Annotated in this window: 15 protein-coding genes; 5 read left to right on the top strand and 10 right to left on the bottom strand. The window is 32.4% G+C overall.

Annotation, left to right across the window (positions count from 1 at the left end):
• Nucleotides 1-61 precede the first annotated feature (61 nt).
• The 3 genes from BLW23_RS02275 to BLW23_RS02285 are packed head-to-tail and all read right to left on the bottom strand — an operon-like array spanning nt 62 to nt 1,682.
• Complete coding sequence (locus BLW23_RS02275; RefSeq protein WP_255362712.1) at nt 62-757, bottom strand: cyclase family protein; 696 nt, start codon at nt 755-757, stop codon at nt 62-64.
• Nucleotides 758-1,303 carry an acyl-CoA thioesterase gene (locus BLW23_RS02280; RefSeq protein WP_093667624.1) on the bottom strand — a complete coding sequence of 182 codons (546 nt, stop codon included), beginning with the start codon at nt 1,301-1,303 and terminating at the stop codon, nt 758-760.
• Complete coding sequence (locus tag BLW23_RS02285; RefSeq protein WP_093667625.1) at nt 1,293-1,682, bottom strand: 6-phosphogluconate dehydrogenase; 390 nt, start codon at nt 1,680-1,682, stop codon at nt 1,293-1,295. The genes BLW23_RS02280 and BLW23_RS02285 overlap by 11 nt, the downstream gene beginning before the upstream one ends.
• Before the next feature lie 99 nt (nt 1,683-1,781).
• Between BLW23_RS02285 and BLW23_RS02290 the strand changes: the two genes are divergently transcribed.
• The 3 genes from BLW23_RS02290 (at nt 1,782) to BLW23_RS02300 (ending at nt 5,616) form a co-directional block, all read left to right on the top strand.
• Entirely contained in the window at nt 1,782-2,957 is a 1,176-nt protein-coding gene (locus tag BLW23_RS02290; RefSeq protein WP_093667626.1) for a GlmU family protein, read from the top strand.
• Nucleotides 2,958-3,117: 160 nt separating this feature from the next.
• Nucleotides 3,118-4,224 (top strand): phosphatidylserine decarboxylase, encoded by a 1,107-nt coding sequence (locus BLW23_RS02295; RefSeq protein ID WP_093667627.1) that lies wholly within the window; start codon nt 3,118-3,120, stop codon nt 4,222-4,224.
• Between the two features lie 174 nt (nt 4,225-4,398).
• Nucleotides 4,399-5,616, top strand: a complete 1,218-nt coding sequence (locus tag BLW23_RS02300) for a CobW family GTP-binding protein (protein WP_218134022.1) — start codon at nt 4,399-4,401, stop codon at nt 5,614-5,616.
• 92 nt (nt 5,617-5,708) lie between these two features.
• Here BLW23_RS02300 and BLW23_RS02305 read toward each other — a convergent pair whose 3' ends face one another.
• The 5 genes from BLW23_RS02305 to BLW23_RS02325 all read right to left on the bottom strand — a co-directional run bounded on the left by BLW23_RS02305 (nt 5,709) and on the right by BLW23_RS02325 (nt 13,908).
• On the bottom strand, nt 5,709-7,106 hold the full coding sequence (locus tag BLW23_RS02305) for a pentapeptide repeat-containing protein (protein ID WP_093667628.1): 1,398 nt from the start codon (nt 7,104-7,106) through the stop codon (nt 5,709-5,711).
• A 418-nt stretch (nt 7,107-7,524) separates the two neighbouring features.
• A complete protein-coding gene (locus BLW23_RS02310; RefSeq protein WP_093667629.1) occupies nt 7,525-8,241 on the bottom strand; it encodes a YebC/PmpR family DNA-binding transcriptional regulator in 717 nt (238 codons plus the stop codon).
• A gap of 290 nt (nt 8,242-8,531) precedes the next feature.
• Entirely contained in the window at nt 8,532-10,523 is a 1,992-nt protein-coding gene (locus BLW23_RS02315) for a DUF3352 domain-containing protein (RefSeq protein ID WP_093667630.1), read from the bottom strand.
• A gap of 149 nt (nt 10,524-10,672) precedes the next feature.
• Nucleotides 10,673-12,298, bottom strand: coding sequence for an acyl-CoA carboxylase subunit beta (locus BLW23_RS02320; protein ID WP_093667631.1), 1,626 nt, complete (start codon nt 12,296-12,298; stop codon nt 10,673-10,675).
• Between the two features lie 128 nt (nt 12,299-12,426).
• A complete protein-coding gene (locus tag BLW23_RS02325; protein WP_093667632.1) occupies nt 12,427-13,908 on the bottom strand; it encodes a helix-turn-helix domain-containing protein in 1,482 nt (493 codons plus the stop codon).
• A gap of 126 nt (nt 13,909-14,034) precedes the next feature.
• Here BLW23_RS02325 and aceB point away from each other — a divergent pair, with 126 nt between their 5' ends.
• Together aceB and BLW23_RS02335 are read left to right on the top strand one after the other, a co-directional pair.
• Nucleotides 14,035-15,630 carry a malate synthase A gene (gene aceB / locus BLW23_RS02330; RefSeq protein WP_093667633.1) on the top strand — a complete coding sequence of 532 codons (1,596 nt, stop codon included), beginning with the start codon at nt 14,035-14,037 and terminating at the stop codon, nt 15,628-15,630.
• Nucleotides 15,631-15,711: 81 nt separating this feature from the next.
• Nucleotides 15,712-17,346, top strand: coding sequence for an isocitrate lyase (locus BLW23_RS02335; RefSeq protein WP_093667634.1), 1,635 nt, complete (start codon nt 15,712-15,714; stop codon nt 17,344-17,346).
• Between the two features lie 150 nt (nt 17,347-17,496).
• On the opposite strand, the gene BLW23_RS02340 is transcribed toward BLW23_RS02335, so the two are convergent.
• Nucleotides 17,497-21,414 carry a T9SS type B sorting domain-containing protein gene (locus tag BLW23_RS02340; RefSeq protein ID WP_093667635.1) on the bottom strand — a complete coding sequence of 1,306 codons (3,918 nt, stop codon included), beginning with the start codon at nt 21,412-21,414 and terminating at the stop codon, nt 17,497-17,499.
• 173 nt (nt 21,415-21,587) lie between these two features.
• The gene (locus BLW23_RS02345; protein WP_093667636.1) at nt 21,588-21,770 is read right to left on the bottom strand and encodes a hypothetical protein; all 183 of its coding nucleotides are present in this window, start codon (nt 21,768-21,770) and stop codon (nt 21,588-21,590) included.
• Nucleotides 21,771-21,820: the final 50 nt, after the last annotated feature.

Here is a 21,820-nt window from a genome sequence, read left to right on the forward strand (position 1 = left end):
AAAATATGTTTTTGGATGTTGCTTACCAAATTTCGTTTGTTATGATGGTATAATGGTGTTACTATTCGTAAACAGCTATAGCGCGAACAGGTGATCCAGTACCTCCTTTTATTTTTAAAGGTAGGGCAATAAAACGAAATCGACCTCTTCCAATTAATTTATGAAGATTGATCATGTTCTCATAGTGAGTAAACCCATAATCTCCACAAACATGATGTACTTTTTTATTTGAGACTCCAGGTACCCCAGGTGACATGGTTTCTACTCCAAAAGCGGCTATTTTTTTAGTACCTAAATATTCGGCACATTCAACTGTAATTCCTGGACCATCTTTCCAATTGTCGGTATTAAAATGTTTACGATAATGATCAGTATATAGTAAAACTGTATCACCTTGATGAATTTCAAGATTTTCTTTACGTAAGGCCTCTTCAATTTCTTTAGAGGAAATGAGTTCTTTCAAGCCTTTATGAGAAAAATCTAAACATATTCCTTCGGTATAAAACATAGAGAGAGGCATAGTATCGATAGACTTCCCTTTGTGTTTTGCAGCCATATGATTGATGGCGTCAACATGTGTTCCAGTATGTTCACCTAATTCCAGTTTGTAAACACTAGGAGTGATTGTAGTTGGATTTTCAATGCCATCCCACTCTTCATGTGTATTATGAACAGACATTTTTACCTGTGGTAATCCTTTATAAACAGGCATGTCTTCATAAATTTCTTGACTTAAATCTATAATTTCTGGTGTCAATTACAATTCAATTTTTACGTTGTAAGCTTCTAAGTCTTTAATGTAGTTATGAGCAATAAAGTCTTTACTGTCAAATTCTTCCTGACGTTTCTTTTTCATTTCAATACGTTTAACGGCTTTTAAAAACCTTCGCATTTCTATTTCGTCATTAATAATAATTCCAGGAACAGCTTTTCCTTTTCCATTTTCATCCTTCGCTACCATGGTAAAGTAAGAAGAGTTGCAATGATTTACTTTTCCTGTTTGAATGTTTTGAGATTCAACTCTAATTCCTACCACCATTGAAGTTTTACCGACAAAATTAATGGACGCTCTCATGGTAACTAACTCACCAACCTCAATAGGATTTAAAAAATCTACCGTATCCACCGAAGCAGTTACACAATAGGTAGCTGAGTGTTTAGACGCACAAGCAAATGCGATTTGATCCATTAGATTTAACACATAACCACCATGAATTTTACCACTAAAATTAGCATGAGCCGGCAGCATGAGTTCAGTAATAGATATTCTTGTGTCTTCTACATTAACAAATTTATTCTTCATTTTTTTCTATCGTACCACCCCTAAAATGCGGTGATTGTTCTTCTTCTACTTTAGTAACAAAATATTTAGTATCTCCTAACCAAAAGAAAGTACCAAAACGCTCTTTATAATGTACTTTCACGTATCTTCCTTGATATTTTTGAAGATTATCAATTACTTCCTTTTCTTTATCTTCTATGGAAAAAGAAAAAATTTGAGCTCCTGAAATACCTTGACTTATTTGGCCTTCCCAAGTTTTTATGGCAATTCCTTTGTAGCTAATTTTAATTAATTCTCCCGAGCGAACACCTTCACTGTAAGGGATAAAATAGATAAAAGCATAATATAAACCAGCTATTAAAGCTATAATTACCAGAATCAAGGCTAGTATTTTTTTCATTGAAATATTTTAATTTTTGTATAACAAAAGTAAGGTTAAAATTTTGACTTGTAAAATGAATTGAAATTGGTAAGTTTGTCTTGCTGTAAAAATAAAAAAATGAATTACATTTTATTTGATGGTGATGTGAGAAATGCCTTGTTACCATTTACATATACGAGGCCTGTGGCTGATATTAGAGTAGGAATTTTAACCATAAGAGAAAAGTGGGAAAAGTTTTTAGGAATAACTACCACAACCATTACTGAAGAGTATTTAGAGGAGAAGTTTCCAATGGTAGAAATGGAAATTAATATTTTATTAAATTCATCATATATACCAACGAAACCATTAGTTGAAATGGTTAAGAACCTTGAACCAAATCAGGCAATTTTTAAAGGTGAGGATGTAATTGCTTTTTATACAACAGACTCTCAAGAAGAAGTAGATTTTAGTGAATATGATCAAATTGAGTTTGATGATGATCTTATTCAAATAAAAAATACCTGGAATATTTTTAATTTAAATGCTGAAGCGATTAGAGCTGATTTCGATTTAATTACCGAAGGAAGGAAGTCGCAGCCAATTCCAGAAACCGTTAATTGTATAAATAGAGAAGATATTTTTATTGAAGAAGGTGCTGAAATTACATTTGCAACTCTAAATGCTTCTAAAGGACCAATTTATATCGGTAAGAATGCTTTGGTTATGGAAGGTTGTATGATAAGAGGCGCCTTTGCCATGGGAGAAAGCTCGGTATTGAAAATGGGAGCAAAAATTTATGGAGCAACTACACTCGGACCTTATTGTAAAGTTGGAGGTGAAGTAAATAATTCGGTTTTATTTGAGCATTCAAATAAAGGACATGATGGTTATTTAGGAAATTCTGTTCTTGGTGAATGGTGTAATCTTGGTGCGGACACTAATAATTCTAATTTAAAAAACAATTATGCTGAAGTTCGTTTGTGGAACTATGAAACAGGAAGGTTTGCAAAAACAGGATTGCAATTTTGTGGATTGATGATGGGAGACCATTCTAAATGTGGAATCAATACCATGTTCAATACGGGTACGGTTATTGGAGTCTCTGCAAACATTTTTGGAAGTGGATTTCCAAGAAATTTTGTACCATCTTTCAGTTGGGGAGGAGCATCGGGCTTTACTGAGTATAAAACAAATAAAGTATTTGAAGTTGCAGAAGTAGTAATGAAAAGAAGAGGCTTAGAATTTGATGAGAAAGAAAAAAGAATACTCGACCATATATTTGAAGAAACAAAAAAATATAGAAATTATTAATTCAAAGCCTTACCGATAAAGTAAGGCTTTTTTATGGTAATTGAAAACTTATAACTTTCTAAGTTATTGATTTACTTTAAAATTGTAGTAAATAAAAATGCTGAAAACTTAATAATATATATAAATTTTCCTTTTTTTGTAGTAACCAAATAACCAAACTATGACTACTTTAAGAGTATTGTTACTTGCAATTTTATTTTTAAATCAGATTCCACTAAGTGCGCAATCGAATTCAAATAAAATAGAGCTTCCTCCAAGCTATATCATCAATGAGTTTCGTCAATTGTACGAACAAAATAAATCTTTTAAATCGACTATTGATGATTCTTTTGAATACATCAAAAAAAATGATGCTAATAATTACTGGTATGAAAAGTCGCCTACAGATTTGTTTAAGTTTGTAGAGGACTGGTATTATTTTCTGCCATTAGTTGATGATGGATTAACTTATATTAGACGATTTGAGCAGTTTTATAAGAATAATCCGAAAGGATTAGAAATGCTGTATGAAGAACCAGGCAAATCCTGGTTACAAAATTTTGCCATTGCGAGAGGTAAATATATGGACAGTAAAGCGTCTAGAAAAAAATTGGATAAGTGGTTGAAGGATGCGTTGATAAATATAGACGATTACCAAGTTCCAGAAAAAGGGTTTCAATCTTTTAATGAGTTTTTTACAAGAGATTTGAAGTTAGGAGCTAGAACAATTGATTCGCCAACTGACAAAAGCATTTTCGTATCACCAGCGGATTGCGAGCTTGCAGCGATAAACTATAATATAAAGCTCGATACCAAGATAAATACAAAAGGGAGTGAGTATTTGGAAGTCGCAGAGATATTGAGTAATTCAAAATTTGCTAAAAAATTTAAAGAAGGTACTGTAGTTACCTTGATTTTAGTTCCAACATCATATCATCATTTCCATTCTCCTGTTTCCGGTAAAATGCTAGAGTCTAATGAAAACCTCCCAGGAGCATTTTACGACAGAAGTAAAACAGGGACTTACCACAGAGGTTATTATATTATTGATACTGAAAAATACGGTCATATAGCTATGGTTCCTATTGGATTAGCGACCATAAATTCAATAAATTTTGAAGAAAAATTCAGGAATGTTAAGGATTCAAAGCCTGTTGAAGTTCAGAAAGGAGAAAAACTTGGGCATTTTGCCTACGGAGGATCGAAGATTTTAATTTTTATGGAAAAAGAACATATGACTGAGTTAAGTTTTTTACAAGGCCAAAGAATTGGAAGAATGAAAAATTAGAGCTAGATCAAAATATTTTTTAAAAGAAACGGGCTTCAAGGTTAACTAAGTTAAAATTGAAGCCTGTTTTAGTTTTATGAAGTTCTGTGTGTTTTTAAGCCCTTTTTTAATAATATTGCAGTAGTTATAAGTTTGATTGAACTTAGAAACTGCTAATGAGTAAACAGTTCGAAATTGAAAAATGAAATAACAAACCAACAAGCCAAGGTGCCTGTTGTTATATTAAATGGGTTTTTAGGCTCTGGAAAAACTACGACGTTGAGAAACCTACTCGTACAATCTAAAAAGAAAGAATTGTCTGTTTCGGTTGTTGTTAATGATATGAGCGAGCTTGATGTTGATGGCGAGTTAATTGCAGATACAGAAATTGTTAGAAAGGCCGATCATAATTTTGAGTCTATCCATTCTTGCGTATTGAGTAGTAAAAAAGGAATCCAAAAATTGGAGGAGGTACTCAAAAAGATGCTGTCAAATCATAAACCAGATTTAATCATTATTGAAACTTCTGGAAGCTGTCATCCGATGCCTTTGATAGAGTTCTTTAAATCGCAATTAGAATTCGATTTGACGGGAGTATTGGTGTTGGCAGATAGTTCTATGTTTGCACAGGATTATAATTATGGTGAACAATTAATCCCTAGTTTACAAAACAACTTACAATCTCAAAAAAGAGATATGGTTAATTTGTTAGTAGAGCAAATAATGTTCTGTAGTCATTTGATTTTAACAAAAGCAGATAGAATACCCGAAGGAAAGCTAGCTACAATTGCCCAATCCATTCATCCACTTAATCCTTATGTAGATGTACTTTCTGTACAATTTGGAAGGTTGGATTTCGATAGCATATTGAATTTACCAAGTTATGATTTTTTCAAAGTGGCAAAATTAATAGAAGAATTAAAACCTACGCTAGAGAAGGAGTTAGATGCCGATCGACCTTATAATATGGTAACCAAAGTGATTAAAGATGATCGACCATTTCATCCTCAACGCCTATGGGAGGTTTGTCATAAATATTTAGATCAACGAATTTATCGAAGTAAAGGTTTTTTTTGGCTGTGTACTCGTGATAAAATATCGTTATTATGGAATCAGGCGGCAGGGAACATTAGCCTTGAATTAATGGGGTATTGGCGTTCGGGGGTTTTAGAAGAAGAAAATAACAATCTTAGTGATGAGGAGCTAGAACAATTGGAAGAACTTTTGAACAAAGAAACAGGTCGTTTTGGGGATCGTCATTGTCATTTAACCGTTATTGGTGACAGAGATCATGTTGATCGATTTACCGAAGCTTTAAAAATGTGTTTTCTTACAGAAGAAGAAATTGATCATTGGGAATACGGACATGAATTCCAAGACCCTTGGCCAAAGAATATGGTGAAAATGGCTTAGAATATAAGAGTAATTTAATAATGAGATTTAAAAATAAAAAAACTCCCAAGTAGGGAGTTTTTATTTTATATATATGTATTGGTTTACGAAGTTTATTGTTTAAATCTCTTTCTTAATGCTAGTATGAAAAAGGTTATGAGTATGGCAGAAAATATTGTTTGTAAATACCTTATCCCCCAATATTTATATTCTAAACTAGGTTTGAATAATGGAATAGCAGCATCTAAACTCTTTCTTATAGGATTCCAATTCCAGTCACAACATGGATTAAGGAAACACCAATCTGAATAAATTAATGGAAAAATTAGAGTTGTAGAAATAAAGAGAATAAAGAAAGGTCTTTTAAAATCTTGTGTACCACCAAGTATATTGTAAAACACGTATATAGTCCATTCGAAAATACTATTTTCTTTCCAAAGGTTTTTTTGTTTCATAAGCATTTCACTTAAATGAGCTTTTGCTGATTGTTCCCAATGTTTATTATTAGAGAAATTCTTTTTTAGACGTCTAAATATTAATTCTAATTGACCTAATTTTCCTTCTTCTGTATTAGGTATTTTTTTTTCATCTAACAAAACAATTCTACTTCCTTTTTCATTCCAACTGCAGTCTTCAAATTTTACTATTTCAATATTCGATTGCCACAAACAGACGTTTTTCATGTCTACTCGCCTAAATATAGTATTTTCATTAAAAGTGTTACTAACAAATAGAACAGACTCATTTATTTGATTTATATCAGAAAAAAGGACTGATTCGTTTTTTATGAATTTAGTGTTATTGAAGTCTATTTCCTTATCGAATATATTACGCACGAAGCAAGTAGAAGAAGAAAATTCACAGAAACTAAAATCAGCTGATGAAAATGACGTCTCCGTGAAGTTAGCTTCCCCTTTGAAGTTTGTAATGCGAAAATTACAGAATTTTTTGAATTTAGCACGACTAAAATTGATTCCACAGTCTTCTTTAAATGTAACAAAGGAAAAGTTTACATCTTCATTAAATTTAGCATTCATGAAATTAAAACTATCATGAAATACCGAGTTCGTAAACGATGCGTTTTTATAAAAAAAACAATTTTTAAAGTCCCCGTAACCTTCGAAAATTGCTTCATCAAATTCTACTTCACAATAAAAACTAATTTCTTCACCAGATTCCCAAAAGTTACCAGATACTAATTTGTGAGTTCTATTTTTTATTAATTGATTGAAAACACCTTCAAAACGTGGAAAATGGAAGCCTTTACAATTTAATTTTTTGGTTTTCAGTGCTTCTTTCTTTGCGTGTAGCCTAATTAATTTCCAAAAAGTTTTAACTGCATTGGGTCTCCATGATTTTAATTCTTTGGTAGTTAATTCACCTATTTCTTTATTATACCAATTCTTTTTAGATTCTTGGAAGTAATTTTTTACAAGTTCATCATATTCACTTTCTTTTAAATCTTCATATTTCGTTTCAAGAAAATACTGTATTCTTTCATCTGATAACATTAGCTAGTTTTTTTGTAGGTTGGTTTTTGGTTAGGAAATGTACAAAAAGTAAGAATAATTACTTTATATATTCAGGTGTTTTATTGTTGTTGTTCAGAATTAAAATGAGAAGGAGTTGAGTTGAATTTCAATGCTTATTGTCAGGCATAAATAAATATTCAAGTCATTCTGAAATAATTTCGGAGTCTCGTCGCACTTTGTATAAAGATAGTCGTGATGAGAACTTGAAACGGGGTTAGATTGACTGTTAGAGTTTATTACCTATTTAGAGATGGATTTTTTGTAAAACTAACAATTGAGAACTCAAAACTCAACATTGATAATTTATTACTGATAATTGATCATTGAAAAAACTGAGCATAAAAAAACTCCCTACTCGGGAGTTTTTTTATACGATATAATATAAATAATGTGTTTACTACATTTCCATTGAATGGTAGACTTGATTTACATCATCATCTTCTTCCAATTTATCTAAAAGCTTTTCAACTTCCTCTTGTTGTTCCGCAGAAAGCTTTGCAGTGGTGGTAGGGATTCTTTCAAATTCAGAAGAAAGAATATCTAAGCTATTTTCTTCTAAGTATTTTTGGATGGCACCAAACTGTTCGAAAGGAGCATAAATTAAAATCCCGTCCTCGTCTTTAAAAACTTCCTCTACATCGAACTCAATCATTTCAAGTTCGAATTCTTCTAAATCCATTTTTAAAGAAGATTCTTCGATTCTAAAGTTCACGGTATGATCAAACATAAAAGCAACAGAACCAGAAGTACCTAAGTTTCCGTTACATTTATTAAATGCAGCACGTACATTTGCAACCGTTCTGTTATTATTATTGGTAGCCGTTTCAACTAAAACTGCTACTCCATGTGGAGCATATCCTTCAAAAAGTACTTCTTTATAATTTTCGGTATTTTTATCAGAAGCTTTTTTAATAGCACGTGCAACATTATCCTTAGGCATGTTCGCCGCCTTAGCATTTTGAATTATAACACGTAATCGAGAGTTTGATTCAGGGTTAGGACCGCCTTCTTTAACTGCCATTACAATATCTTTACCAATGCGAGTAAAGGTTTTAGCCATTGCTGACCAACGTTTCATTTTTCTTGCTTTCCTGAATTCAAATGCTCTTCCCATTTATAAAAAATTTGTTTAATGCTTGCAAATGTAATTATTGCAATAAAATTTTACAATTAATTGTTTTGCGTTTTAGTATTTATTTTTTAAAAATACTCCTAACTTTTAATTTGTTGTCAGTTGGAGTAATTTTTATCGAGAACTACCTGTTTATTTCTCGATACAAAATTGTTTTCCCTTTAATTTTAAATAATTTCACTGGAAATGCCAGTCTTGATCGAAACAAACACGTAATAATCTCCTATCGAGTAGTGAAGCGGACTCATTTCTCACTTCTCAATACTTTAACGTTAGAACCTTTTTTTGAATAAAAGATCTTCACTTTCTTTGTCGTAGGCTTTCCATGTTCCTATTTGAACATCTTTTTTAAACTTACCAGAAATTTTTACATTTCCGTTTCTATAATATTCTTTAAAATCACCATGTTTTAATCCATTTTTAAGTTCAACTTCGATATGAACTTGTCCATTTTCATATTTTTTAATGAATTCAGAAGTACTTAAATCGTTCGGATATATTTCGGGCAATTTAAAAACTGTTTCTTCAGTTAAAACGGTGTCTACTTCTTTCGATATTTTTTGTATGAGTTCGTATCGTAGTTTTTTGTCTTCAATTTGTTGTTGTTGAATATTCACTGGGTTTTCATATGAAGCAACCAAGTAGTTCTCGAAAAAATCTCCTTTTGAAATCAACTGTAATCCTACTTGAGAAAAAGAAACAATATAATCTTTGTTTTTACGGATACTGTTTCGTGTTTTACTATCGGTTAATGTCAGCAATTCATCATAAATATAAGGAGTATTGACATATGCGAAAACACTTGATTTTTCATCAAATTGATCGTTAAAATCTAAATAATTTTGATTTGAAGCCAATGTAAAACCAATGAGTTGCGTATTGATAATCTCTTTTAAAGTATTTGGGCTATTACTAAAAATAACATAATCATCAATAATAGTGAAATATGGTTTTTCCATTTTAGCAAATAAATTACCAGCCAGTATTTTAAAGAAGCCTTTTAAATCTAAAAAGTTAATATCATAGCCTTTATAATTTATTTGTTTAAACTTTAACGGTGTTTTTTCTTTAATTTTTGAAAGAATAAAATTGAGTTTTTCTCTTGCTTTATCAATGTTTTTGGTCGTTAAAACAACAGCTAAATTTTGCTTCTTTTTTGATATTACATCGTTAATATGAAGCAAAGCAATTTCGCTACCAATCCAACTAAATACATCGTCCTTTAAATTGATATCAAGCATGTTTTCAACTTCCTTTACTTGTTCATTATATGCTTCAAATGTATCTTCATTCTCTTCCTTTATAGATTCGAAATTTTCGTAAAAAGTATCGAAATCATCAAAAGCAAAACTTAAATAAAGCGCTGTATTTTTAGGAGCCACTTTCGCAATGGTTCTTTTTCCTTTGCCAGATTTTTGAAGAGCCCGTAAATAGCTTTCAGAAGTCAAGTCGAAATTAGTAAAACCTTCTGCTTGTATCGTTGTACTTTCTTTTAGCCCAATATTGAAACCGGAATATAACCAAGATTTTTCAATAGTATTTAAAAGCTCAGAATTCATTTTGTTTGAAAAACAAGCTAAGTATTTGTTAAGGTATTTGTATTGCACAAACATCTTAAAAAAACCATCTTCAGGAGTTTCTTTGTTGATTTCTATAAAGTTAACATCTCTACCAATAACAGGGGTTTGATATTGATCGATTGATTTCTCAATCAATACATGGGTATAAGATGCAATGAGTTGATTTTTTATAAAAGAAAGGTATAATGTTTCTCGTTCCTTTTTATTATAAAGCTCTGTAATTTCATGATCTTTATAGGTTCTTTTAGTAACTTCGAAACCTTCACCAGCAAGTTTTGCTATCGAGTTTTTTAGAAATCTTAATTTCGATAGTTTTTGAATATCCACAGTATAAAACAAACCATAACTTTTAGGTTTATATACATGAATAGAAATCAAAATATCACGTTCTCCAATAAACTCAATCAGTTTTTTTTGTTCTTTAAATGTTTGGTCTAAAGTATTTAAACTTTCAGTTATTTCACTGAAATAGTCATTTTTTTGGAGGTGTTTCCAAATATTACTGTTGCTAATTTCATCCCAAGCATCGATAGGCCTTTCAGTATCAACAATAAAAACGGCATCATCAGGTATAAGATAAATCGGATTGATATTGTCTTCACTTGCAGTGGTGAAAATGTATGCCTGATAAGCTAATAAAGCTCCTACAAGAACCACAACGCTAATTATAATCTTCTTTTTCATTAGAGTATATTGAGGTTAAACATTTGGTTGTACTTTTATTTTGGATTGATAATGACTGTAGTATTCATATTTCTTTATAAGCGTATTTGATAGTTGTAATAAACCCCTCTTAGAGGGATTTATCGATTATCGTTTTTGTTAAGTTGTAATTATACTTGTATAACTCCTAAATTAAATGGTTTTTCAATCGGAGCATGATCAGCTGCCTCAATTCCCATAGAAACCCATTTTCTGGTATCTAAAGGATCAATAATAGCATCCGTCCAAATTCTGGCAGCAGCATAATAAGGAGAAATCTGATTATCATAACGAGATTTTATCTTATCAAATAATTCTTTCTCTTTTTCTGGAGTGATTTCTTCACCTTTTTTCTTTAAAGAAGCGGTTTCAATTTGTAATAAAACCTTGGCAGCAGAGGCACCACTCATTACAGCTAATTCAGCACTTGGCCAGGCAGCAATTAATCTCGGATCATAAGCTTTACCACACATGGCATAATTACCGGCACCATAAGAGTTTCCGATAACAATTGTGAACTTAGGAACTACAGAGTTACTGACGGCATTTACCATTTTCGCTCCATCCTTAATAATTCCACCATGTTCAGATTTACTTCCTACCATAAATCCAGTTACATCTTGTAAAAATACAAGAGGTATTTTTTTCTGATTACAATTGGCTATAAATCGAGTAGCTTTATCGGCAGAATCGTTATAGATAACACCACCAAATTGCATTTCTCCTTTTTTTGTTTTTACTAACTTACGTTGATTGGCAACAATACCAACAGCCCATCCATCAATTCTGGCATATCCTGTAATAATGGTTTGACCATAACCTTTCTTATACTGTTCAAACTCCGAATTATCAACTAAGCGTTTTATAATATCGAGCATGTCATATTGTTCGTGACGTGCCTTTGGTAAAAGACCATAAATGTCGTTTTCATTTTCTTTTGGAGGAAAGGATTCTTTTCTACTGAAACCAGCCTTATCATAATCTCCAATTTTGTCAACGATATTTTTAATGGTATTTAAAGCATCTTTATCATCTTTAGCTTTATAATCAGTAACACCTGAAATTTCGCAATGTGTAGTGGCTCCACCTAATGTTTCATTATCAATGGTTTCTCCAATAGCCGCCTTTACTAAATAACTTCCTGCTAAAAATATACTACCCGTTTTATCCACAATTAAAGCTTCATCACTCATAATAGGTAAATAAGCACCACCCGCAACACAGCTACCCATAACAGCGGCAATTTGAGTAATTCCCATACTGCTCATTACTGCATTATTTCTAAAAATTCTTCCAAAATGCTCTTTGTCAGGAAAAATCTCATCTTGCATAGGTAAATAAACTCCAGCTGAATCTACTAAATAGATAATAGGTAGCTTATTTTCAATAGCGATTTCTTGAGCTCTTAAGTTTTTCTTTCCTGTAATAGGAAACCAAGCTCCAGCTTTTACCGTAGCATCGTTGGCAACAACAATACATTGTTTTCCTTGGACATATCCTATTTTAACAACAACTCCTCCTGACGGACAACCACCATGTTCTTTATACATGTCTTCTCCAGCAAAAGCACCAATTTCAATAGACTTATCATCATCTAATAAATAATCAATACGCTCTCTGGCCGTCATTTTTCCTTTTTCATGGAGTTTATCAATTCTCTTTTGACCTCCACCAAGTTTTACTTTGGCGAAACGTCTACGTAAATCTGATACTAAAAGTTTGTTGTGATCTTCGTTTTTATTAAAGGTAAGGTCCATATAATGTTATCGTTGTTTGTAAGCAATTGCTAAAATAATAAATTACTAAATAAGGTTCAATGGGAAAATATAAGCTTTGTGTTAACTGTTTCACAAAGGAAATGAGTTCTAATTCTTTTTAAGAGATGTTAGGAGTAATTATTCAATATTTCACTAACGGTTTTATCAATGTTTTCATATTCAAGTTGTCTCTCGAGTCTTGAAGGTTCTGCGACACGAACCTCACAATTATTCAATGAACAAGTTTCACAGGTAATTCCAACTTCTTTTGTATGAATTTTTGAATCGCTAATAAATTTTAATTTCTTTTTTAAATGAGGCGAGATTAAAAAACCAATAGAAATGCTTCTATTTAATTGTTTTCTGAATGGATCGGGAGTCGCAGAAGACAATACTAAATATTCGTTATTAGAATTTTCATAGGAAGAGATTTGTAGCCCAAATGAAGAAGTATTGTTGGTTTTTTCTAAATCTTTTATGGATTGAATTGAAACCCATCTTCTGCAATAGTGTTCATTATTTCTATTGGCATGAGGAGTTTGTTGCTGCGTAATGTGTAGTTCTTTTGTAAGTCTGAATTTTGGTGATCCCAATTTATGTGTAAATCTTAAAAAGAATAGATTTTTAATATGGAAAAACTTGGGTAAAATATTTGTCAATCGCTGATAAAAACTTTCTTCAGAGCAATTGTACGAATCCATGATTTTAATAAACTCCTCAGTTTTCCAAATTTCCATATCGAAAAATGTATTCAAACGATTAACCAATGTTTTCTTTGGAATAATTAAGGCTCCCGCAAAATAGGAGGCAATAAAATTATTTAAAACTTTATCAAAATCATCAAATTTCACCCAAGGGAACGTATATAAGCGGTGTGTGATTTTTAAATGATTGTAAGCAAGCTCTTTTGCGTAAATGAATGTTTTTTGTGCTTCAGAGATATCATTACTTATTAAAAGTGTTTTCTTCGAAGGAATGTAAATATTACGCAACTCCATCAAGTTATTATGCTTTCCTAGTTCGTCTCTATCTATGGTATAACCAAATTCTTCAACAAGAATTTCTTCTAAGTCTTTAGAAGAAACGTTTTCTTCTAAATTTAAATGATAAGAATTTGCGAAGTTTTGAACATGGTCTTCTATATCATCAAAGTAGTTATTATGGGCTTCCTGATATGATCTTAGTGCTGCGAGAAAAAAACTCTCTCTCGTCAAATTATAGTTTTGAGATATTTTAATAATTGTACTAATAAAGGCATTGACTTTTGCAGGTGCACTAGCAACAATATCAATCAAGTTTTTTTCTTGAATACCAAAAAGCTCAAGAGGTATTTCTTTTAAAATTTTAGATTTTAAGATTTCGCCAATAGGAGCTAAGTTTTTGTCTAATTTAAGGGAAACCAAATGATCATACGGAACATCAAGTTGTTCAGAAAGGATGGCAATTTTATCTGTTTTTGGATATTTTTTCCCTTTTTCAATTTCGTTTAAATAAGATTTAGATAGGCCTGTAAGCTTTGCTAAACCAAAAAGTGAAAGCTTTTTTTCAGTTCTAATTTGCTTGAGTTTAAGCCCGAAAATAAGGCGAATGTATTCATCTTCTATGTGCATAAAATCAAAGATAGTAAATAATAGCGAATTAATAAATTTAGAAAACTTTGTAAAAATAGCGAACGTTCGCTTGTGGAGTTCAAAAATATTTTATATCATTGTTGTATCAAACAAAAAATGATAATCATGAACACAGAAACAATTACAAAAGAAATTGGATTAACAGGTTTTAATACAGTTAACTACAATGATGTGTTAACTGAGGAAGCGTTAAGTTTTTTGGTCGCATTGCATAAAACGTTTAATAAGGAAAGGTTATCATTATTAGAAGATAGAAAAATCTATCAAGCTTATTTTGACGCGGGTAATTTCCCGAGTTTTCCTGAAGAAACTAAAGAATTGAGACGGTCGGATTGGGTCTGTGCTCCTTTACCAAAAGACTTGTTGGATAGAAGAGTTGAGATAACGGGACCTGTGAGTCGTAAAATGATTATTAATGCTTTAAACTCAGGAGCCAAAACCTTCATGGCAGATTTTGAAGATAGTAATTCACCTACGATCGAAAATGTACTAAATGGACAGGTTAATTTAAGAGATGCGGTAAATGGAACAATTTCTTTTTATGATGAAAGAAGAAGTAAAAGTTATCAATTAAATGAAATGACAGCTGTTTTATTGGTAAGACCAAGAGGGCTGCATTTAAATGAAAAGCACATTACCATTAAAGGTGAAGAAATGAGTGCTTCTTTGGTAGATTTTGGATTGTACTTTTTCCATAATATTCACAAGTTATTGAAAAAAGACTCTGCGAGTTATTTTTATTTACCAAAGTTAGAGCATTACTTGGAAGCACGTTGGTGGAATGATGTATTCGTTTTTGCTCAAGATTATCTAAATATTCCACAGGGAACTATTAAAGCCACTGTTTTAGTGGAAACCATAACAGCAAGTTTTCAACTCGATGAGATTATTTATGAATTAAAAAATCACATGGCTGGTTTAAATTGTGGACGATGGGATTATATATTTTCTTATATCAAGAAATTCAGAAAGCACCAGAACTTTATTGTACCTAATAGAAGTCAAGTTACTATGCAAACACCTTTTATGGAAGCCTATTCATTAAGGGTTATTCAAAAATGTCATAAACGTGGTGTTCACGCCATGGGAGGAATGGCAGCTCAAATTCCTGTTAAGAATAATGAAGAAGCCAATAAGTTGGCCTTTGCAAAAGTAAGAAAAGACAAGGAGCAGGAAGCAAAAAATGGACATGACGGTACTTGGGTGGCACATCCAGGTTTGGTTGAAATAGCCAGATCAGTCTTTAACGAATATATGCCGAATAAAAACCAAATAGGTAAAAGAATTGATGAGCTTATAATCACTGAAGAAGCATTGGTAGAATTACCCAAAGGAACAATTACAGAACAAGGAGTTCGTGACAATATTAATGTTGGGATTTTATATATTGAAAGTTGGTTAAAAGGAAATGGAGCGGCTGCTTTATATAACCTAATGGAAGATGCGGCGACAGCCGAAATATCTAGAACTCAAGTTTGGCAGTGGTTACGAAGTGAAGTTTCTTTGGATAATGGACAATTATTGAATAAAGAGTTGTACCAATTTTTAAAAGAGGAAGAAGTCACTAAGATTAAAAATTTAGTTGGAGGGGATAGATTTAACTCAGGAAGATTCGAAGAAGCTATTAAGTTATTCGATGAACTAGTATTAACGGAAGATTTTATCGAGTTTTTAACCTTACCAGCGTACGAAATTTTATAAAAAAAAGCCCCGTAAATGCGGCAACATTTAAAGGGCAAAATAAGCATTAACAGATTAATAACTTATATCAAGAACAAAATTATGAAAAATATAGAACAAAACAGTTATAGCTCAGCATTAGAAACAGTAATAGGTCTTAAAGAAAAATATGGAGATAAGTGGAATGCAATAAGACCACATAATGCGGCCAGAATGATTACTCAAAATCAGCTTAAAACTGGATTGGATATTGCAAAATACACGGCTAATATTATGAGACAAGATATGGCCGAATACGACAAAAACCCATCTAATTATACCCAATCTCTTGGGTGCTGGCACGGGTTTGTAGCTCAGCAAAAAATGATCGCTGTAAAAAAGCATTACAAAACAACCAATAAAAAGTACTTATACTTGTCTGGTTGGATGATTGCTGCCTTGCGTTCGGAATTTGGACCGCTTCCTGATCAGTCAATGCACGAAAAGGTAGCTGTTCCGTCACTTATCGAAGAGATTTACAATTTTTTAAGGCAAGCGGATGCCATTGAATTAAATGATTTATACAGACAACTGGAAAGGGGAGAAGATGTACAAGATAAGATAGATAACTACGAAACACATATTGTACCAATCATAGCTGATATCGATGCTGGTTTTGGAAATGAGGAAGCTACCTACTTATTAGCAAAAAAAATGATTCAAGCAGGAGCTTGTGCCATTCAAATTGAAAATCAAGTATCTGATGCAAAGCAATGCGGACATCAGGATGGGAAGGTAACTGTGCCTCATGAAGATTTTATTGCCAAATTAAATGCGGTTCGATATGCATTTCTTGAATTGGGAATTGATGATGGAGTTATTGTAGCAAGAACGGATTCTGAAGGAGCTGGATTGACACAGAAATTACCAGTGAGCAAAGAACCAGGAGACTTAGCCTCGAAATACTTAGATTTTGTAGAATGTGAAGAAGTTGCCATAAGTGATGTTTCTGATAATGAAGTTTTGCTAAAGAGAAAAGGAAAGTTAGTACGCCCTGTTCGACTTGCTAATGGATTGTATAAATTTAGAGAAGGAACAAATATTGATAGAGTGGTATTAGATTGTATTACAAGTTTACAAAATGGAGCCGACTTATTATGGATAGAAACTCCAACACCTCATGTTGGTCAAATTGCTAGCATGGTAAATAGGGTAAAAGAAGTAATACCTAATGCAAAATTAGTTTATAACAATTCTCCTTCTTTTAACTGGACATTGAATTTCCGTAATCAAGTTTATGAAGAAATGTTGGCAGAAGATGAAAACATGACTGGATACGATCGTAATAATTTAATGGATGCCGAATATGATGGTTCAGAGCTTTGTTTTAGAGCGGATGAAAAAATAAAATCATTTCAATTAGATGCCGCAAGAAAGGCGGGAGTTTTTCACCACTTGATTACGTTACCAACCTATCACACAACAGCACTTCATATGAACGATTTAACCGAGGGTTATTTCGGAGAGGAAGGAATGTTAGCGTATGTAAAGGGTGTTCAAAGACAAGAAATAAGAAAAGGAGTATCGTGTGTAAAACACCAACGAATGGCTGGATCGGATTTGGGAGATGATCATAAAACTTTCTTTGCAGGCGATAATGCAATAAAGGCAGGAGGTCAAAAAAATACGTCTAATCAGTTTGAAACGAAACAATCTGGGGTAAAAGAGGTTCCAAAGCAAGAGTCGGCGGTAGCATAATATTTCAAAAAGCGAATATATATTTAGTTAACCTAGGTACTAATGCGATTAATTTATGATATCGAATAGATTAGGTGTTATTTTGAAGTGGAAAAGACTGTCATAGCTGACAGTCTTTTCAATTTACAATTCATTATTTGATGAATTTTTTTAATTCCTTAGGAGTGAAAAATGACCAGATCGTATATAAGTCTTATCATTTTTATCGGTTAAAATTATTCTAAACCAATAATCATTAGAAGGTAAAGTTTGTCCATTATAACTTCCATCCCAACCGAAGTCCTCGTTAATATTTTGTTTTGATATGGTTTTTCCAAAACGATCAAATATAATTACTTCAGCTAATGGAAAATAGGTACTATTAACTCCTCTCACAGTCCATATGTCGTTATAACCATCTTGATTGGGAGTAAAGAACTTAGGGAACTCTACCAGAGCTATTTCCACTTGCGCAATTCCACAATCGTTTTTGTCTTGTACCAAAATAGTATAGATTCCTCCTTGAAGATTCTCGAATTTAGGTTCGTCCTGGTAGGTAGCTACAATATCTCCATTTTCACTTTGAAGAGCAAATTCATAATCGCCTATTCCTAAATTGTTGTTTTCATTATTAATAATGATAGAGTAATTATTGTTTCCGTTGTTATTAGTATCGTCAATAACGGTAACGTCATCTTCTTGGATTGATGCAATAACAGACTCGTTAACAACAATTTCTAAAGGTCTTTGGCAACCAGTTGTTGTGTTTGTTGCTGTTATGATGTAGGTGCCTCCATTTGAAACATTTATATTGTCTGTAATTCCAATTGTTGCATTTGGTTGATTTGAATTAACCCATTCATATTCGTAAGTAGCACTATCAGAATTTTCAACAGCAATGTTTAACGGGGGGGTATTTAAGCAAACTATTTGAGGTGTAGTAACTTCAAAATAGGGAAGTTCATTAATAATAATGTCAAAAGTTAAATTTGTATTGTAACAACCAGATTGTTTGTCTTCGACTCTTATATAAATGGTTTGAGGGGTGCTCAAATTCGTGTATTCATTACTATTAATACCGTTGATATTAGCATTTGCATCTGCTAATGTTGGATGAAATGTAACGTTAAAGTTTGAGTATTCTGAAGCACTATAATTGGCAAGTATTTCCTGAATTTTTGTACTTAAATTAATGTCTTCTATAATGCCATCAGTATCACTGCTAAGTCCACCATTATTATGATCACATTCAATGTAATTCATGATACTGGTTGGAAGGTCGGGCTCTGGAAATACTCTCAAAAGTAACTGCGATCCACCAGATATACAACCTGAGTCTCTACTTTCAAGACTGACCCATAAAATTTCTTCGCCAATATTATTAACGATATTGGTATTGGCAGGGTTCATATCATAAATCAATGGTACAGGGTTCAATGCAGTATATGAATCAGCTTCGGTATTATGGAAAGAGATAATATAGTCAGCTATATCTCTTCCGTTTAAAATTTCATTAATCCTTTGAGCAAGATCTATATTTTGTTCCAAACCGTTTCTGGTATCATTATCTTCAGTTCCAGCATCACAGAGTTCAATCGGAGTAATGTTCATACTTAACTCTGAAAGTGGATTAATTGTAATATTGAATTGGGTATTTGGATTGATACAACTGGTGGCGTTGTCTTGAACCGCTACATAAATCGTTTGTTCGCTTATTGTTCCAGGAACAAACCCCGCTGGTGCGGTATTCCTATAAGAACTGTCGTTTGTTATAGGATTACTTGCAGAAAGAGCATCGTTGAAACTGGTATGAAAAGAGACTGTAAAATCATTAGGGTTTTGTGTTCCTAAAATATCATTTACTTTAGCTCTTAAGTCTATATTAATATTTTCGCCATCTGTTGAAGAACCACTATCTCTATCATCACAAAGAACAATTGGTGTTACTACATTTGCTTCAGGAATACTAGTTAAAATGGTAAATTCTCCAAGACCAACACACTCATTGTTTTGAGAGTTGATAATTTTAAGATATAGTGTTTGCGGAGTTAACGCTGGTAAATTAATATTTCTATAACTTGATAGATCAGGAATCGCATTTGTCACCGTATTTCTATCAGCCATATTCTCGAAGACTAAAATATCGAGGTCAGGTTGAATATTAGCAGGGAACAATGCTTTTACATCGGTTACAACAGAACTTAAATTAAAGTTGGTAATACCATCTGTATTATCATTGCTTCCAGTAATATCATTGCCATTGGTATCAAGGAAATCATCACATTCATAAAATTGGTTGTTGTAAGCAACATTACTTGCATACCCCACAATTATATTGATTGAAGAAATTCGATAACATTGATTGTTATTAATAGTTCTTACCCATATCATTTGACCATTTGATGCATTGTAACTTGCAGGATTTGAAATTATATTAGTGTTACTAATTGCATCATTTTGGGTAGGGTAGTACTGAAACGTTTCATTGGTATGATTCACAGAAATGTTTTGTTGTGCCAATGTTAAATTCATTATCGTTGTTAAGTCTGCATCTGTATCACATTGTCTTAAATCAATATTATTAACAACAGTAGGTAAAGAATTAATAACTAAATTAAAAGGAATAAAACTAGTTGAACTGGGCTCAGTGACAACATTACAATCTGTATTCAAACTGTTTTCAACTCGCACATAAATAGTTTGACTGTTAGCAGTGATGTTGGTATATGGAATACTTTTATCAATAACATCTGTTGTTGAATTAGTTTGAGCACCTGTTAATGTAGTGTGGTATGAAACTGAAAAAGTACTGGTAGAAAGACTTCCTAAAATTTCAGAATCTTTAGAGGCTAAGTCAAAATTATTAAAAATACCATCAGTATCACTACCACTTATTAAATCGTCACAAACAATATAATCAGTCGGTTGAGTTACTTCTGGTTCAGAGCTAACGGTGATATTGAATTGAGTAACATCATAGCAAGCGGTCGGAGCATTTTTATTGTGAATACGAGCGAAAATATTTTGAGAGCCAAAAGCCGTAGGATTTGTATAGTTATTAGGCAACGCATTACCTGAAATATTGGCATTTGCATCGTTAATATTAGAATAATAAATAATATCAAATTGATTAGCGTCCTGTCCATTCAGAATTAAAGGAGTTACTAAGCTTTGTAAATCAAAAGTGTGGAACCCATCACCGTCGGTATCGCAATATAATATGTCGTCGATATTGTTAGCAACTGGATTTGGGAAGAATGTAATTTCAACCTCGTCACTTCCAGTACCTCCTGTATTATCAGTAACTTCAACTTTATAGATACCAGAAGTATTATTGTTAATCAAAAGAGTGGCGCTTGTTTCGCCTACTATCTCATTAAAGCCTGACCCTGTATCCAAAAACCATTTGTATGCTGTAACCGTTCCATTCGATGGAGTAGCATCAAGTGTAATTTCTGTACCATCACATACTTTTTGATCTGGACCAAGAGTAGAAGATATAATAGAACAATCGGTGGTAGCTCCATTTGGATCCGAAGGATTCGTGCTCTCCATGCTTATAGTCCCGGCTTCTTCTTGGAAGTTTGTAACAAGAATTACGTAGTATTCTCCATTTTGAACAGAGTTTACTTCTAAAAATTCTATAGCATCTACCAAATAGCTACAGTCTTTAATACTAGCAGAGTCTAGTAAACTATAATCACCACCTCGAATATTGTCAAGTTCAGTTTCCGTATAGGGACCCCAAATAATAAAATCTACATCAATAAGATCTCCAGGATTACCATTTAAATTTCTTTGTGTAATGGTAAGTGCTAGATTCCCTGGATCGTCAACACGAATAAAAAACCAAGAAGGATAAGGTTGAGAGGCTAAACAACCATAGGCTGGACCCGCGGCTGCTTGAGTTGCAGGATTTGTACTTCCATCTGCTAGAGAGTTACAAAATGTAATTCCCGTATCGGAACAGAAGGCAGCTGTTCCAGTAATCTCACTATTGTTCAGAGTTTCCCCATCACAATTTTGAGAATAAGAGTTCACTGATTTTAATAAAAAAATCGAGCAAACAATTAAAATAAGCTTTTTCATAAAAGATAATAGTTAATTTTCCCTAATGCCTCAAATATTGAGCCACTTTAAGTTAACAAATAGTCAACCAAAAGTAAAAATACTAATTTTTTAGGGGGTACCTAAGTTAAAGTATAATTATTATGTTAAAGTTAAAACTCCACTAAAAAAGTGGAGTTTTAATAGAGGTATATTTAGTTTTGGAGTTGTTTTTCGAGTTTAGTTACTCGTTCTAATAGTGTTTTTAGTAGCTCATTTTCTTTTTCAAGTTTTTGAATTTTAGCATTTTGATTTTTAATACTTTTCTCTTGAGCTATCGTATATAAAGTGAGTTCCTCAATTTTTTTTAGAAGATTCATGTCCATTTCTCCTTGCATGACGCATTTAATCCAAATGCTGTAATTACAGCAAATGCTATTTTCGTTTT

The sequence above is a fragment of the Tenacibaculum sp. MAR_2009_124 genome (assembly GCF_900105455.1).
Classification (GTDB): Bacteria; Bacteroidota; Bacteroidia; order Flavobacteriales; family Flavobacteriaceae; genus Polaribacter.